The sequence below is a fragment of the Thalassovita sp. genome, assembly GCF_034670005.1.
GTDB lineage: Bacteria > Pseudomonadota > Alphaproteobacteria > Rhodobacterales > Rhodobacteraceae > Thalassobius.
Map to the genome: position 1 here is coordinate 620,054 of NZ_JAXMOH010000001.1, position 13,778 is coordinate 633,831.

10 protein-coding genes are annotated in these 13,778 nt (G+C 56.4%); 6 read left to right on the plus strand and 4 right to left on the minus strand.

Annotated elements, in window-relative coordinates:
- Positions 1-23 precede the first annotated feature (23 nt).
- The 6 genes from recF (at position 24) to gyrB (ending at position 8,903) form a co-directional block, all read left to right on the plus strand.
- Positions 24-1,133: a DNA replication/repair protein RecF gene (gene recF / locus VOI23_RS03105; protein WP_323781382.1), complete on the plus strand. Its 1,110-nt coding sequence runs from the start codon at positions 24-26 to the stop codon at positions 1,131-1,133.
- Positions 1,134-1,207: 74 nt separating this feature from the next.
- Positions 1,208-2,764 (plus strand): class I adenylate-forming enzyme family protein, encoded by a 1,557-nt coding sequence (locus tag VOI23_RS03110; protein WP_323781385.1) that lies wholly within the window; start codon positions 1,208-1,210, stop codon positions 2,762-2,764.
- 87 nt (positions 2,765-2,851) lie between these two features.
- Positions 2,852-3,706: an NAD-dependent epimerase/dehydratase family protein gene (locus tag VOI23_RS03115; protein WP_323781388.1), complete on the plus strand. Its 855-nt coding sequence runs from the start codon at positions 2,852-2,854 to the stop codon at positions 3,704-3,706.
- Positions 3,703-4,314: a sugar transferase gene (locus VOI23_RS03120; RefSeq protein WP_323781391.1), complete on the plus strand. Its 612-nt coding sequence runs from the start codon at positions 3,703-3,705 to the stop codon at positions 4,312-4,314. Before VOI23_RS03115 ends, VOI23_RS03120 begins: the two co-directional genes overlap by 4 nt.
- Before the next feature lie 179 nt (positions 4,315-4,493).
- A complete protein-coding gene (locus tag VOI23_RS03125) occupies positions 4,494-6,377 on the plus strand; it encodes a nucleoside-diphosphate sugar epimerase/dehydratase (RefSeq protein WP_323781395.1) in 1,884 nt (627 codons plus the stop codon).
- A 108-nt stretch (positions 6,378-6,485) separates the two neighbouring features.
- Complete coding sequence (gyrB, locus tag VOI23_RS03130) at positions 6,486-8,903, plus strand: DNA topoisomerase (ATP-hydrolyzing) subunit B (protein WP_323781398.1); 2,418 nt, start codon at positions 6,486-6,488, stop codon at positions 8,901-8,903.
- Between the two features lie 63 nt (positions 8,904-8,966).
- Here gyrB and VOI23_RS03135 read toward each other — a convergent pair whose 3' ends face one another.
- The 4 genes from VOI23_RS03135 to VOI23_RS03150 form a co-directional block, all read right to left on the minus strand.
- On the minus strand, positions 8,967-9,728 hold the full coding sequence (locus VOI23_RS03135; protein WP_323781401.1) for an ion channel: 762 nt from the start codon (positions 9,726-9,728) through the stop codon (positions 8,967-8,969).
- Between the two features lie 78 nt (positions 9,729-9,806).
- Positions 9,807-11,615 carry a hypothetical protein gene (locus VOI23_RS03140; protein ID WP_323781404.1) on the minus strand — a complete coding sequence of 603 codons (1,809 nt, stop codon included), beginning with the start codon at positions 11,613-11,615 and terminating at the stop codon, positions 9,807-9,809.
- 48 nt (positions 11,616-11,663) lie between these two features.
- On the minus strand, positions 11,664-13,244 hold the full coding sequence (locus VOI23_RS03145; RefSeq protein WP_323781407.1) for an NAD(P)/FAD-dependent oxidoreductase: 1,581 nt from the start codon (positions 13,242-13,244) through the stop codon (positions 11,664-11,666).
- A gap of 14 nt (positions 13,245-13,258) precedes the next feature.
- A complete protein-coding gene (locus VOI23_RS03150; RefSeq protein WP_323781410.1) occupies positions 13,259-13,693 on the minus strand; it encodes a GtrA family protein in 435 nt (144 codons plus the stop codon).
- Between the last annotated feature and the right edge of the window lie 85 nt (positions 13,694-13,778).

Here is a 13,778-nt window from a genome sequence, read left to right on the forward strand (position 1 = left end):
GCATCAGAAAGCGCCGGTGCCAGATGGCTGATCTTGCGCTCAAACAGCTGACGCTGTCACATTTTCGGTCTCATAAAACGGGCCGGATAGAGTGCGATGCGCGCCCGGTCGCGATCTTTGGTCAAAACGGATCGGGAAAGACCAATATCCTGGAAGCGGTTTCGCTGTTTTCCCCCGGTCGCGGGCTTCGGCGCGCTTCGGCAGAAGAGATGATGCGGCGTCCCGAAACGCTGGGCTGGAAAATCACCGGTCTGTTGCAATGCGGGCCGCAGCTGCATGAAGTCGAAATATGGTCTGAAAACGGGTCCGCGCGACAATTGCGTATTGACGGCAAATCAGCCGCGCAACTGGAACTGGCGCGACTGTCGCGGGTGCTTTGGCTGATCCCGTCGATGGATCGGCTCTGGATCGAAGGCGCAGAAGGGCGGCGGCGATTTCTGGACCGGATGACCCTGTCCTTCTTTCCCGAACATGCCGACGCTACGCTGGCCTATGAAAAGGCGATGCGAGAACGCAACCGGCTGCTCAAGGATCAGGTCCGCGATGCCCATTGGTATGGCGCGCTTGAAGCGCAGATGGCGCAGAACGGCTGGAAAATCCACACCCATCGCTGCGCCACATTAGACTTTCTGGCACAGGCACAGGCGCAGACCGAAACCGCCTTCCCCACTGCGACGTTGGACCTGATGCAAAGCGAAGGAGAGATGCCGGAAACCGAAACCGATCTGCGTGACGCTCTGGCAGAAAGCCGGTTTCGAGATCTGTCCGCCGGACGCAGCCTGGTCGGCCCTCACCGTACCGACCTCTTTGGTGTCTTTGAGGCCAAGGGCGTACCCGCCAGGGACTGCTCCACTGGCGAACAGAAAGCGCTGCTGGTGTCGCTGATTCTGGCCAATGCACGGGCACTGTCGGACCGGATCGGAATGCCGCCAATCCTGTTGCTGGACGAAATCGCGGCCCATCTCGATGCCGGGCGTCTGGCCGCGCTTTATGATGAAATCATCGGTTTCGGGGCACAGGCTTGGATGACGGGCACCGGACCCGAACTGTTCGATGCATTGGGCAATCGCGCGCAATATCTGGAAATTCAGGAATCAGGCGGAGTGTCCGATATCATTGCGAAAGCGACCTGAAACCGCAAAGCAGAACTTGATTCCGCATCACGAACAATGAATAGTGCGCCCGACCAACGCGAAGGAGGACGCGCATGGGCCTAATCACCCCCCCAAATCCGGAAACTATGCCGGAACTGAACGTAATCGACGCCATTCGCGCACGGGCCAAGGAAACCCCTGAGAAAGAAGCGGTCGTCTGCGGCGATATCCGCCAAAGCTGGGCCGACTTCGACCAACGCAGCAATCGCTGCGCCAACGCGCTGATCGAACTGGGTATCCATAAGGGCGACCGTGTTGCGATCTTGTCACCGAATTCGGCACCCTATGCCGAAATTTTCATCGGCACGCTCAAGGCCGGGGCCTGCATCGTGCCGCTTTCGACCATGGCCTCGAGCGAAGCGCTGGAAAAAATGATCGTCGATAGCGGCTCCAAAGTCCTGTTCCTGGCGGATCACTATCGCGATCTGGCCGCGCCGTTTCTTGATACCCTCGAAACGCATCTGGTCGCGCTGGATTTCGACGCTGTCGGATTTACCGGATACGAAACGCTGTTGGCCCATCAGCCAGACAGCGATCCGATGGTTACGGTTAATTGGGATGACCCATTCAACATCATCTATTCCTCCGGAACCACCGGCACCCCCAAGGGTATTCTGCACAGTCACTGGCTACGCGCGATACAAATGGAACGGGCCGAACCCAGCGGCTATTGCGATAATGCCCGCACATTATTGTCGACACCGCTTTATTCCAACACCACCATCGTATCTTTCCTGCCGACCCTGTTCGGCGGGTCCACCGTACATCTGATGGGGAAATTCGACGCCCGCCGCTATCTTGAAATTGCCGAAAAAGAACGCATTACCCATACGATGCTGGTACCGGTACAGTACAAACGCATTATGGATATTCCCGATTTTGATCATTTTGACCTGTCGTCGATGCGGGTGAAATTTTCCACGTCAGCTCCGCTTCGGGCAGATGTGAAAGCGGATGTTCTGGCCCGTTTTCCCGGAAAACTGATCGAATATTATGGGCTGACCGAAGGCGGCGGAACGACAATCCTTGTCGCCGACGAAAACCCTGACAAGCTGCACACGGTTGGGGCCCCTGGACCGGGAGTCGAGATAAAGCTGATCGATACCGATGGCAACGAGGTCCCGTCAGGTCAGGTCGGTGAAATCTGTGGCCGCAGCCCGGCGATGATGGTGGGCTATTTCGGGCGCGACGACCTGACCGCCGATTACATCTGGCGCGACACGGATGGGCGGGTGTTCTTCCGCACCGGTGATATGGGCCATTTCGACGAAGACGGTTTCCTGGTCCTGTCTGACCGCAAGAAGGACATGATCATTTCCGGCGGATTGAATATCTATGCCAACGATCTGGAGCTGATCTTGCTACGCGACTCAGCTGTCGCCGATGCCGCAGTGATCGGCATTCCGTCCGACCAATGGGGTGAAACGCCTTTGGGGCTGGTGGTGCGGAAACCGGGCTCGGACAAGGCGGTCGAGGAAATTTTGGCCGATGCCAACGCGCAGTTGGGCAAAAGCCACCGCTTATCTGGAATTGAGTTACGCGATACGCTGCCGCGTTCCTCGATCGGCAAGATATTGAAACGTGAATTGCGCGCACCCTATTGGGAATGATCAGGCCTGTTCACGTCGCAGCGTGGGTGTTACCAAGACCACAAAGAAAATGCGGCAAAGGTATTACCGCCGGTGACAAGGCAACGCGTGAAAACACTTCTGGTTCTGGGGGCGTCCGGCAAAGTCGGGCGCCTTTTGCGATCCATCTGGTCGGCGCATCCGCCCACCGGACTGCGAGTGCTGTATCAGTTTCGCGATGCCGTGCCCAACGATACCGGGTGTCTCCGTTTCGCCCCCGGCGATCCGGTCGAAACCTTAGGTCCCATCGATACGGTGCTGTCGCTCTGGGGCGCTACCTCGGGCAGTGACGCTGCTTTGGCCGTCAACAGCGACCTGGCGCTTGAAGCGATGCGGATCGCCCGCGCTGCCGGGGCCGATCGTGTACTGCACAGTTCGTCCATCGCCGTTTATGCCCCGTCGGACAGACCATTGAGCGAAAACGATCTGATCGCTGCCCCGAACGCTTACGGCGTGGCCAAATCCATGATGGAAACCGTTGTTCGGTCTGATGCCGATCCGCGCAGCTGCGCTTTACGCATCGGATCAGTCGCAGGGGCTGAAAGCCTCGCCGCTTCGGTCGACACCTATTTGGCAGCAAAAAATAAAACACCATTGAACCTGCATCGCTTCTCCTCGGGGAGCGGACCTGTACGTAGCTATATCGCACCATCCGATCTGGCACAGATCATAGAGACGCTGGCCTTGCGACCGCTTGGCGAAATTCCCGACAGTTTGAATATCGGATCTGCGCGACCGGTCACGATGGACGCGCTTCTGACTGCCACCGATATTCCCTTTGACTGGAAACCAGCCCCGGATGGAGCTCGTGAATACGCCGTGCTGAACACCGACCGGCTGCACGAACTGGTGGCACTGCCCGCCACCGACAGTGATCCCGCCCGGATCGTTCGCGATTGGCTGACATGGAGGGCGCAGGCATGACATGGTCGAAGCGCCTGTTTGACCTCACCGCGGCGTTGGCTTTGACAGCCCTGCTGTTGCCCCTGATCGTCATTCTGACGCTTGTAATCCTGATCCGCGAAGGCCGTCCAGTCCTCTACATCTCTGAACGGATGAAAACCGAAGACATCCCTTTCCAACTCTGGAAATATCGCACGATGACCGTGGTGGATCAGGACAGCGGCGTTTCTGGCGGAGACAAAGCAGCACGGATCACACCAACCGGCGCGTTTCTGCGACGCTACCGGTTGGACGAAATCCCACAGCTTTGGAATATCCTGCGTGGCGATATTTCATTCGTTGGACCGCGGCCACCGCTACGCCGTTATGTCGAGATATTTCCCGAACTCTACCGCGATGTGCTGCAATCACGACCGGGCATCACCGGATTGGCCACAATCTTGTTTCACCGTCACGAAGAAAATATTCTTGCCGATTGCAAGACTCCGGAAGAAACCGAACTTGCCTATATCCGCCGTTGCGTACCGCGCAAAGCAGCGCTGGACCTGATTTATCAAAAACGCCGCAACCTGTGTCTGGATGTCGCTTTGATGATTAAAACAGTGTTTAGACGCTTCCCGCTGAAGTAGCTTAGGAGTGGCGATTTTTCGCCAAAAAACATTCGGATAGCTTATTCTAGACTTGCACAAAAATGGGGCAAAAAATACAGTCACAATAGATTGATAGGCAGTCGACGCAGCATGTTATTGATGTCCTGTTTTTTCCAGCCGCCTTGTTTCAAATACCCCGGCCACCTTGGAGGCTGACAATGACTATTTATAATTTCGCCATTAGCCTACAGGATCGGCAGAAACATCTAATTTTTCTCTTTATTGACATGATGTTGGTGCCAATTTCATTGGCAGTTGCCGTCATGTTGAGCGCCGCTTCGGTGCCAGACGAACGAGTTACATCACAGATTTTGGTACTGGCGGGAATTCTTACGCTTCTGGGACCGGGAATTGCACAGACTCTGGGTTTGCCCCGAATCCGCCTTAACGCTTTCGAATCGGGTGGCATCCATCGAACTGCCATTCTGGCAAGCATTTTGGCAATGGCGGGGCTGGCGATGAATATCGTTCTGGAATCACCGCTTCCGCCCGAAACGCTGATGATTTTCGCAATGGTCTATCTGATTATCGTCGTGTCCACCCGCATGGTTTTACGCGAAATCGTTCGGTCGATCTATCGGCGAGGCAGGAAACCCACCCGTGTCATCGTCTATGGTGCCGGTCAAACTGGTCAGCAGCTCGCCGCCGCCTTGCGAACCGACGATCAGGTCGAATTGGTTGCCTTTGTCGACGACAATCCTCGACTGCAGAGCCTGACACTGACAGGCGTGCCGGTTCACGCCCCCAGCCGGTTGAAAGAACTGATTGCCCGCAAAGAAATAAACCGCGTGGTGTTGGCCATGCCCACCGCTGCGCCTTCGGTGCAGGCTCGTATCGCGCTAAGACTGCGTAGCATGGGCTGTGAAGTCCATTCTCTGCCGTCGTTTGCCGAACTGATTACCGACCACGACATTTCGAAAAGAAGTACCCCGGTATCGATCAGCGACCTACTGGGACGCAACGGGTTGGATGGTGAGTTACCCGCTGTTGCCCATACTTATCAGGCGCAAAGCATTCTCGTCACCGGCGCGGGCGGGTCAATCGGATCCGAACTGTGCCGTCAACTAGTGGCCTGCGAACCGGCACACCTGATCCTTCTCGATCACAGCGAATTGGCGCTGTATTCGATCGAAAAAGAACTTAATGAACTTGCCCCGAATGTCCGGGTAACCCCAATTCTGGGCTCGGTCTGCGATCCGATTCTGCTAAAAAAGATATTCAACGAATGTTCGACGGACATCGTTCTACACGCGGCCGCCTACAAACATGTGCCCATGGTGGAAAAGAACGTGATCGCCGGGCTTAAAAACAACGTCATCGGCACCCGCATCATCGCCGATGCAGCAGGACATGCAGGCGTCGCCCGCTTCATCCTGGTTTCATCGGACAAGGCAGTGCGGCCGACCAATATTATGGGCGCGTCCAAGCGCTTGGCCGAATTGGTGGTGCAGGATCTGGCAACTCGGTCGACCAACACGTTGTATTCGATGGTCCGCTTCGGCAACGTACTGGGATCCTCAGGATCGGTCATCCCCCTGTTCGAAGAACAAATCGCCCGGGGCGGTCCGGTGACGCTGACACATAACGACGTCGCTCGTTACTTCATGACCATTTCCGAAGCCGCGCGGCTGGTACTGCTGGCCGGACCCTTTGCCCGTGGTGGCGACCTGTTCGTGTTGGACATGGGCGATCTGGTGCCGATCCGCAAACTGGCGCGGCAAATGATCGAAGGGGCGGGGTTCACCGTTCAGGACGAAGAAAACCCAGATGGTGACATCGAGATCAAAGTGACCGGGCTGCGTCCCGGTGAAAAGATGATCGAAGAATTGCTGATCAGCCCTGACATGCTGACCACGCCGCACCCAAAGATCCTGCGCGCACAGGAAGGGTTCCTGTCGGAAATCGAAATGGCCACGGCCCTTAAGGATTTGCGCAGCGCCGTCGAAAACAGCGATGTCGAGGCTGCCCGCGCTGTGGTGACCCGGTGGGTCGAAAAACATGCCGCGATCGCACCCGAGCCGGTCAATATGACCGAGGCCTGAAAAGGCGGTAGATTTCCACTTTTTCACAAGGTTCGATTTCTTGTGTGGGACGTGACATTCCCCACGAGGTTTCGTATATATTCCTGACAATAATTGAGGAAGGGCGGAATGTCCGAGACCGAGCAAAATTCGCAGGAATACGGCGCAGATTCTATCAAAGTTCTCAGGGGCTTGGAGGCAGTCCGCAAACGTCCAGGCATGTATATCGGCGATACCGATGACGGTTCTGGCCTGCATCACATGGTCTATGAAGTCGTCGACAACGGCATCGACGAAGCACTGGCGGGTCATGCGGATTCCGTACGGGTAAAAATTCACGCCGATAACAGCGTTTCGGTACGCGATAATGGGCGTGGAATTCCCGTCGATATCCACGAAGAAGAAGGCGTTTCAGCGGCCGAGGTCATCATGACCCAGCTACATGCAGGCGGCAAATTCGACAGCAACTCCTACAAGGTATCGGGTGGCTTGCACGGCGTCGGCGTATCGGTGGTGAACGCGCTGTCGGTTTGGCTGGAATTGCGTATCTGGCGCAACGGCAAGGAACATTACGCCAAATTCGAACATGGCGACTGCACCGAACATCTGCGCGTGGTTGGTGACGCAAATGGCGAAAAAGGCACCGAAGTTCGATTCCTTGCGTCTACGGACACTTTTTCCAACCTCGAATATTCGTTCGAAACGCTGGAAAAGCGCTTGCGCGAACTGGCCTTCTTGAATTCCGGCGTCCGCATCATTCTGGAAGACGAACGCCCTGCCGAACCGTTGAAGACGGAACTTTATTACGATGGCGGCGTGAAAGAATTCGTCAAATACCTCGACCGTTCCAAACATTCGCTGATGGCGGAACCGATCTATGTGATCGGTGAACGCGACGATATCGTAGTGGAAATGGCGATGTGGTGGAATGACAGCTATCACGAAACGGTGCTGCCCTTTACCAACAACATCCCGCAGCGCGATGGGGGAACGCACCTTGCGGGGTTCCGCGGTGCGTTGACCCGGACCTTGGGCAAATACGCCCAGGACAGCGGCATTGCGAAGAAAGAAAAGGTCAGTTTCACCGGCGATGACGCCCGCGAAGGTCTGACTTGTGTCTTGTCAGTCAAGGTGCCTGACCCCAAATTCAGCTCCCAAACCAAAGACAAGCTGGTCAGTTCCGAGGTGCGTCCGGCGGTCGAAAACCTGATGAACGAAAAGCTTTCCGAATGGTTGGAAGAAAACCCGAATGAAGCCAAGGTCATCGTCAGCAAGATCGTCGAAGCCGCGCTGGCCCGCGAGGCCGCCCGCAAGGCCCGCGATCTGACTCGTCGCAAGAACCCGATGGACATGAACTTCCTCAGCTCCAAGCTCAAGGATTGTTCCGACAAGGACCCGGTCAATACCGAGATTTTCTTGGTCGAGGGCGACAGCGCCGGCGGCTCGGCCCAAACCGGGCGTGATCGCAAGACCCAGGCGATTCTACCGCTCAAAGGCAAAATCCTGAACGTTGAACGGGCCCGGTTCGACCGGATGCTCGGCAGTCAGGAAATCGGCAACATGGTGATGGCGCTTGGCACCGGGATCGGGCGCGATGAATTCAATATTGCGAAATTACGCTACCACAAGATCGTGATCATGACCGATGCAGATGTCGACGGTGCCCATATTCGCACCTTGCTTCTGACTTTTTTCTACCGGCAGATGCCCGAGTTGATCGAGGGCGGCTATCTCTATATCGCTCAGCCACCTCTCTATAAGGTCAGCCGCGGCAAATCCGAGGTCTATCTCAAGGATCAGGCCGAGATGGATGAATATCTGATCGAACAGGGCACCCAAGATACCGTCCTGAAGCTTGGATCGGGTATGGAAATGGCCGGTGCCGACCTGAAACGTGTCGTGGAGGAAGCCCGCAGTCTGAAACGCCTGCTTGATGCCTTCCCAACCCATTACCCGCGCCATATCCTGGAACAGGCCGCCATTGCCGGCGCCTTCGTGCCCGGCGCTGTTGATGCCGACCTTCAGGGCGTCGCCGATAAAGTGGCCCAGCGGCTAGATGCCATCGCACTGGAATATGAACGTGGCTGGCATGGCCGGATCACCCAGGATCATGGTATCCGTCTGGCTCGCATCCTGCGCGGTGTCGAAGAAGTTCGCACGCTTGATGGTCCGATGCTGCGCTCGGGCGAAGCGCGGAAAACCGGCAGTTTCACCCAATCGCTGCAAGAGGTGTACGACCAACCCGCAACGCTAACCCGTAAGGATCGCAGCATTTTGATCCACGGGCCTCTGGATCTGCTGTCGGCAATCCTTAGCGAAGGGGAGAAAGGTCTGTCGCTTCAGCGCTATAAGGGGCTGGGCGAAATGAATCCCGATCAGCTGTGGGAAACCACGCTCGATCCCGAAGCCCGCACCCTGCTACAGGTCCGGGTCGAAGACATGACCGAGGCCGACGATCTGTTCACCAAGCTGATGGGCGATGTGGTCGAACCACGGCGCGAATTCATCCAGAAAAACGCGCTGAGCGTCGAAAACCTCGATTTCTGATCGCTAACCACCGGGCGACAACCGGCAACTACAGCATGTTAAGGGCATCCCATCGGGGTGCCCTTAAATGTCGCCCTCGGTGCGGATGTGGATAATCGTGCCGCAATGTTTGCAATGCACCGCATCGGCATCATGCAGTACCAGACCGCAAACTTCGCATTCGTGGCGCACCTTGGAGGGGCGGAACAGCACCTGCAACAGCCGTAGAAAAAGGGTGACACCGAAAATCATCACCCCCACCGACAACATCCGCCCCCAAGGCCCGGTCAGGGTGATATCGCCGAAACCGGTCGTGGTCAGCGTTGTTACGGTGAAATACAGCGCATCGGCATAATTGCCGATCTGCGGATTGACTGCCTCTTGAGTCGCATAGATCAGCCCTGTCATCACGAACAGGAAGACACCAAGGTTGATCGACGCCAGCACCACGTCTTCGTTTTCGCGGAAAAACTTGAAATCCGCTCTGAGCCGCGACAGTAGCTGATAGGTGCGCATAAGCCGCAACGTGCGCAGGATACGCAGGAACCCGAATCCTTCGCCCGCGATCGGCGCAAGAAACGACAACACGGCGATGATATCGGCCCATGTCGCCAGCCGGAGCCACATCATCCCCTTCTCACGCTCCAACAGGAAGCGCACGATAAAGTCCAACAGAATCAGGGTACCGAAAATGGCATCGGTGACTTCCACCGCCAGATTCCGTTCGAAAAACGAGGTCACGATCACGAAAATGATCGTGACGAAATCGAAACACAAAACGGCATAGCGGAATCGGTGCGCCAGCGCAGTGTCCCCTTCGTAAAACGTTCTGATCTTTTCGAGCATGATCGCCCCCCTGCGCTCTGACCGCGGATTTAGCGCTGCCGTTGCCATACCCGCCCGGCAGCCACCCGGCCCCTGTCTTTAGCTACCGTTCACCAAAGGCTCCAGCCCGGACCGGTCCACCCGCAACAGCCGAATTGGCCCGCTGCCAGTGTCGATCGGATCAAGCCAGGACGGTGGGTTTCCCTGCGCGAGGCGCGACCCGATACTGTCCGTGTCGCCATAGGCCTGGCCATCGCAAACCAGCACATAGTCGGCCCGCGTCGCCCTGAGCCGCTGCGCCAAATCCAATTCCGATCCCATGAATGCCTGTGTGCCGTTCAAGTACCCTTCAGGGGCGCGGTGGTACGGAGCCGCGAAAATGGAATGCCGGGTATAGAGCAGGATTTTGGGACCCATGTTCAGTGGTGCAAGAATGCCAGCAGGATCAAGCGTGTTCAAACCGGCCAAAGCAGTCCGACCGCTGCAGTCCTGATCGACATGTGACAGTTTCCTTTCCTCAGATGGCGACTGCCCGGTCAATCCGAGCATGGAGTCGAAGACCGGGCTCTGAGCAAAAAATTGAGGGTAGAGCGTCAGGAACGCCACGATCATCAGAACCGGCGGTTTAGACCATCGCAGCACCTTCCAATCGCTGGTCGCCGCCCAGAACATCGCGACACCGAACGCCATCGGCATCACCGCCAGCCCCCAAATCACCGCGCGGGCCTGATAAAACAGCCCTGCCAGCCCCATAAGCACAAAGACCAGCAAAACCGCAGCAAACGACCGATGCCCGGACGGGCTTCGAAAAACGTGCCATCCGAGCAAAAGCGCCACCAACGCCTGAGGCAAAACCAGTGTGGTCGCGATTTTCGGATCACGGAGGAATAGTTTCGTTGCCGACAGGGATTCCGTGATGTTGTTCAGGATCAGTTCGCGCACAGCAGGCGGTAACATGGAAAACGGACCTTCGCGGCAGGCGCTGAGGAATGGCCAAAGCGCGACCAACGTGCCCGCCCCCATAACCGCCACCAAAACCAGACGACCTGTTTTCGACTGCACAGAGTCTCGGCTAAGATATGTGATGACCGCAAAGGCCATGGCCGCCGAGGTGATCATCAATATCGGTCGCGAGAGCTGATCGCATCGGGAAACAGCCCATGCCGACGGGTCGGTCTGCAATAAAAACAACAACGGCGCAGCGCCGCCCAGCGCGATACCGTATCCCATTAGCCGATCGGTACTACCTGAATGATCCAAAACATGTTGCACCGTCATTACGACCCCGGCCACGGCCAGAACCACGATCATTTCCAACCCGACCGCCAACGACAACGCAGCGGCCAGCCCGGCAAGGACGCCACGCCTGACCCCCGATCCCGGCAGGATTATCGATGAAATCACCACCAGTATGCAGATCACCTGTACATTATGATGATCGACCCGCCCCAGCGGGAACAGGCTATTGCCAAATGCCGGCGTCACTGCGGCGGCAATCAATGTGAAACTGGCCGCCGCGTAGCCGAACACCTTCGATGTCACCCGCCCGATGATGGCCAGATAGAGAATAAACAACAGGACCGGCCAGGTCGCAGCCGTCAACGCCAGCGCCATGTCGTCGGTTGCAAACAGCGAAAAGAACTGCTTCAGCCCCGCCAACGGCAGATCAATCAGCCGCGACCAATGCAGAGATAATCCTTCGGGTGGCATCGCGCGATGTTGCACAGTATCGTACCATCCCTGGCCGTCGAGGAAATCGCGCACTGACACAAGACGCATTTCATCATCATTGTCCGGCAGCTTCAGATCGGCAAACAGACCGCCCAAACGTTGCGATTGCAGTTTCAGATACAGAAGCAAGCTAATGCCAAACGCCACGAGATATCCCGCGCGCCTGCCGAAAAACATCTTTTCGTCCGTTTGAATCACCGCGTCCGCTGCCACTTCGATCCTGCCCTATTTGCTTTCGTGGTATTCTTCTTCGGTATTGATATCCCACAACTCGTCGCGCACATCGCGGCCTTCGACGATACCATCGACTGCAATCATGGCCGTCAACATCGAATGATCCTGATTGTTGTAGCGATGCATACCATTGCGCCCGACACAGAACAGGTTTTCGAATTGGCGGGTATAGGTTTCGATTTCCTTGAACCGGCTATAGGTGCCGAAATAGGCCGGATAGGCCTTTTTCGTGCGCACCACGACGGCGTCCAGCACGTCGTCAGAATCGGCCACGCCGAGCCTGTCCAGTTCCGCCGCACCGAAATTTTTCAGCGCCTCTTCATCCATGGTCCAGAAATCGTCACCTTCATTGACGAAATATTCCAGACCCACCCAGATCGTATCGGGATCGGCGACCAGGTAGGGGCTCCAGTTGTTGAAGATTTGCAATCGGCCGACCTTCACATCGTTGTCCTGAATGTAAATCCAGTTGTCCGGTACCTTTTCCGCCAGCGTCGCGGCATCGGTTCCACCTCCCAGTTTCAACCGCTTCAGAAGCAACCCGACGGTCATGAAATCACGATAGCTCAGCCCTTCGGACACCTCTCGCACTGCGGACGGTGCAGGCGGGGTCCAGCCACCGATCAATTCGGTAATCGGCATTGAGGAAAACAGGTAATCGGCCTTCACCTCGCGGGCTTCGCCCTCTGGCCCTGCGACAGTGACGCCTTCGATCCGGTCGCCGCCATGAGAAATGCCGCTGACGAAATTCCGATAATGTATCTCGCCGCCCTTTTCCACGATCTCACGCGCCACCACCTCCCATAACTGGCCCGGTCCGTGCTTGGGATAGAGGAACCTTTCTATCAGGCTGGTTTCGGTATCTTTTTGCGCCAGCGAAACGTTGGAAGGTTTCAACTTGCGCAGCATGTTCTTGATCAGCCCGGTGATCGACACCCCCTTGATCCGTTGCGCGCCCCAATCGGCGGGAATGTCTTCGCAGGGCACACCCCAGACCTTTTCCGTGTAATCACGGAAGAAGGTCGCATAAAGCTCCTCGCCAAAGCGGTTGACGATAAAATCGCGCAGATTGACCTCAGGTTTGATCGGGCTTAATCGCGCCTTGCCATAGCTCGCCACGATCTTCAGCGTCCGTAAAAAACCGAGATTGGCAAAGGTTTGCACGCTGAATTTCAGCGGGTAATCGTACATCTTGCGGTTATACAGAATACGCGACACCCGGTTGCGCACCAGCATCACCTCATCCGCCACGTCAGGATCGGGGCCCGGCCCCGCCTCAACCTCGCGCTGACGGTTGTGATAGGTGATGGTCAGTCCTTCCTCGCCGTCTTTCAGCGCCTGCAACGGCATGACGTTGCTCCACCATTCCATCACCCGGTCGGATTTGGAAAAAAACCGGTGTCCGCCAATATCGATCCGGTTGCCTTTGTAATTCACTGTCTTCGAAATACCCCCGACCTGAGTGTCAGCCTCGAAAATGATCGGTTTGATATCGGTGCGGGTGACGAGTTCGTACGCGGCGGTCAGCCCGGCCGGCCCGGCACCGACGATTACAGCAATTTTCTGGGGCATTCTTGGTCCCTGTTTCAAATAAGAGGTTTATCAAGTTTGGCAGGCCGGAAGCTGACATGCCGATGGGCAAAAAAGGAATAGAAAGCAGTGAAACCCACCGCCATGATATGAGCGGTGGCTTCCGGTGCGACGGGCAAACCCCACTGATCTGCCGACGCCCAGTGAAATCCGGTCAGAAACAGATATGCCGACAGCGTAGTCAGTCCCAGACCGACGACGGAGACCAGGAAAAAATCCCGAACCTCCTCCTTCGGATGGCGACCAGATGGATCGTAAGTGTATGCGCGGTTCAGGATAAAACTCACCGCCATACCCATCACGAAGGCCACGGCGACAGATGCCGCATATTCAACAGGATCGTTGAAACCCATCACAGCATACAGAAGATACCCAGTCATCAGGTTCACCGCTGCCGCCAACCCGGAGCAAATCAGAAACTTGAAAAACATGCAGACCTTTCTGTTACCTGTAAGACGACCTGCCTTTGCATACACCGGCTCGAGGGCTCGACCGGACTAATTTCGAATAGCGACA

What these genes read in the sequence shown, in the direction of transcription:
- recF (WP_323781382.1), top strand. Translation starts at nt 24, where the DNA reads ATGGCTGATCTTGCGCTCAAACAGCTGACGCTGTCACATTTTCGGTCT.
- VOI23_RS03110 (WP_323781385.1), top strand. Translation starts at nt 1,208, where the DNA reads ATGGGCCTAATCACCCCCCCAAATCCGGAAACTATGCCGGAACTGAAC.
- VOI23_RS03120 (WP_323781391.1), top strand. Translation starts at nt 3,703, where the DNA reads ATGACATGGTCGAAGCGCCTGTTTGACCTCACCGCGGCGTTGGCTTTG.
- VOI23_RS03125 (WP_323781395.1), top strand. Translation starts at nt 4,494, where the DNA reads ATGACTATTTATAATTTCGCCATTAGCCTACAGGATCGGCAGAAACAT.
- gyrB (WP_323781398.1), top strand. Translation starts at nt 6,486, where the DNA reads ATGTCCGAGACCGAGCAAAATTCGCAGGAATACGGCGCAGATTCTATC.
- VOI23_RS03135 (WP_323781401.1), bottom strand. Translation starts at nt 9,728, where the DNA reads ATGCTCGAAAAGATCAGAACGTTTTACGAAGGGGACACTGCGCTGGCG.
- VOI23_RS03140 (WP_323781404.1), bottom strand. Translation starts at nt 11,615, where the DNA reads ATGTTTTTCGGCAGGCGCGCGGGATATCTCGTGGCGTTTGGCATTAGC.
- VOI23_RS03145 (WP_323781407.1), bottom strand. Translation starts at nt 13,244, where the DNA reads ATGCCCCAGAAAATTGCTGTAATCGTCGGTGCCGGGCCGGCCGGGCTG.
- VOI23_RS03150 (WP_323781410.1), bottom strand. Translation starts at nt 13,693, where the DNA reads ATGTTTTTCAAGTTTCTGATTTGCTCCGGGTTGGCGGCAGCGGTGAAC.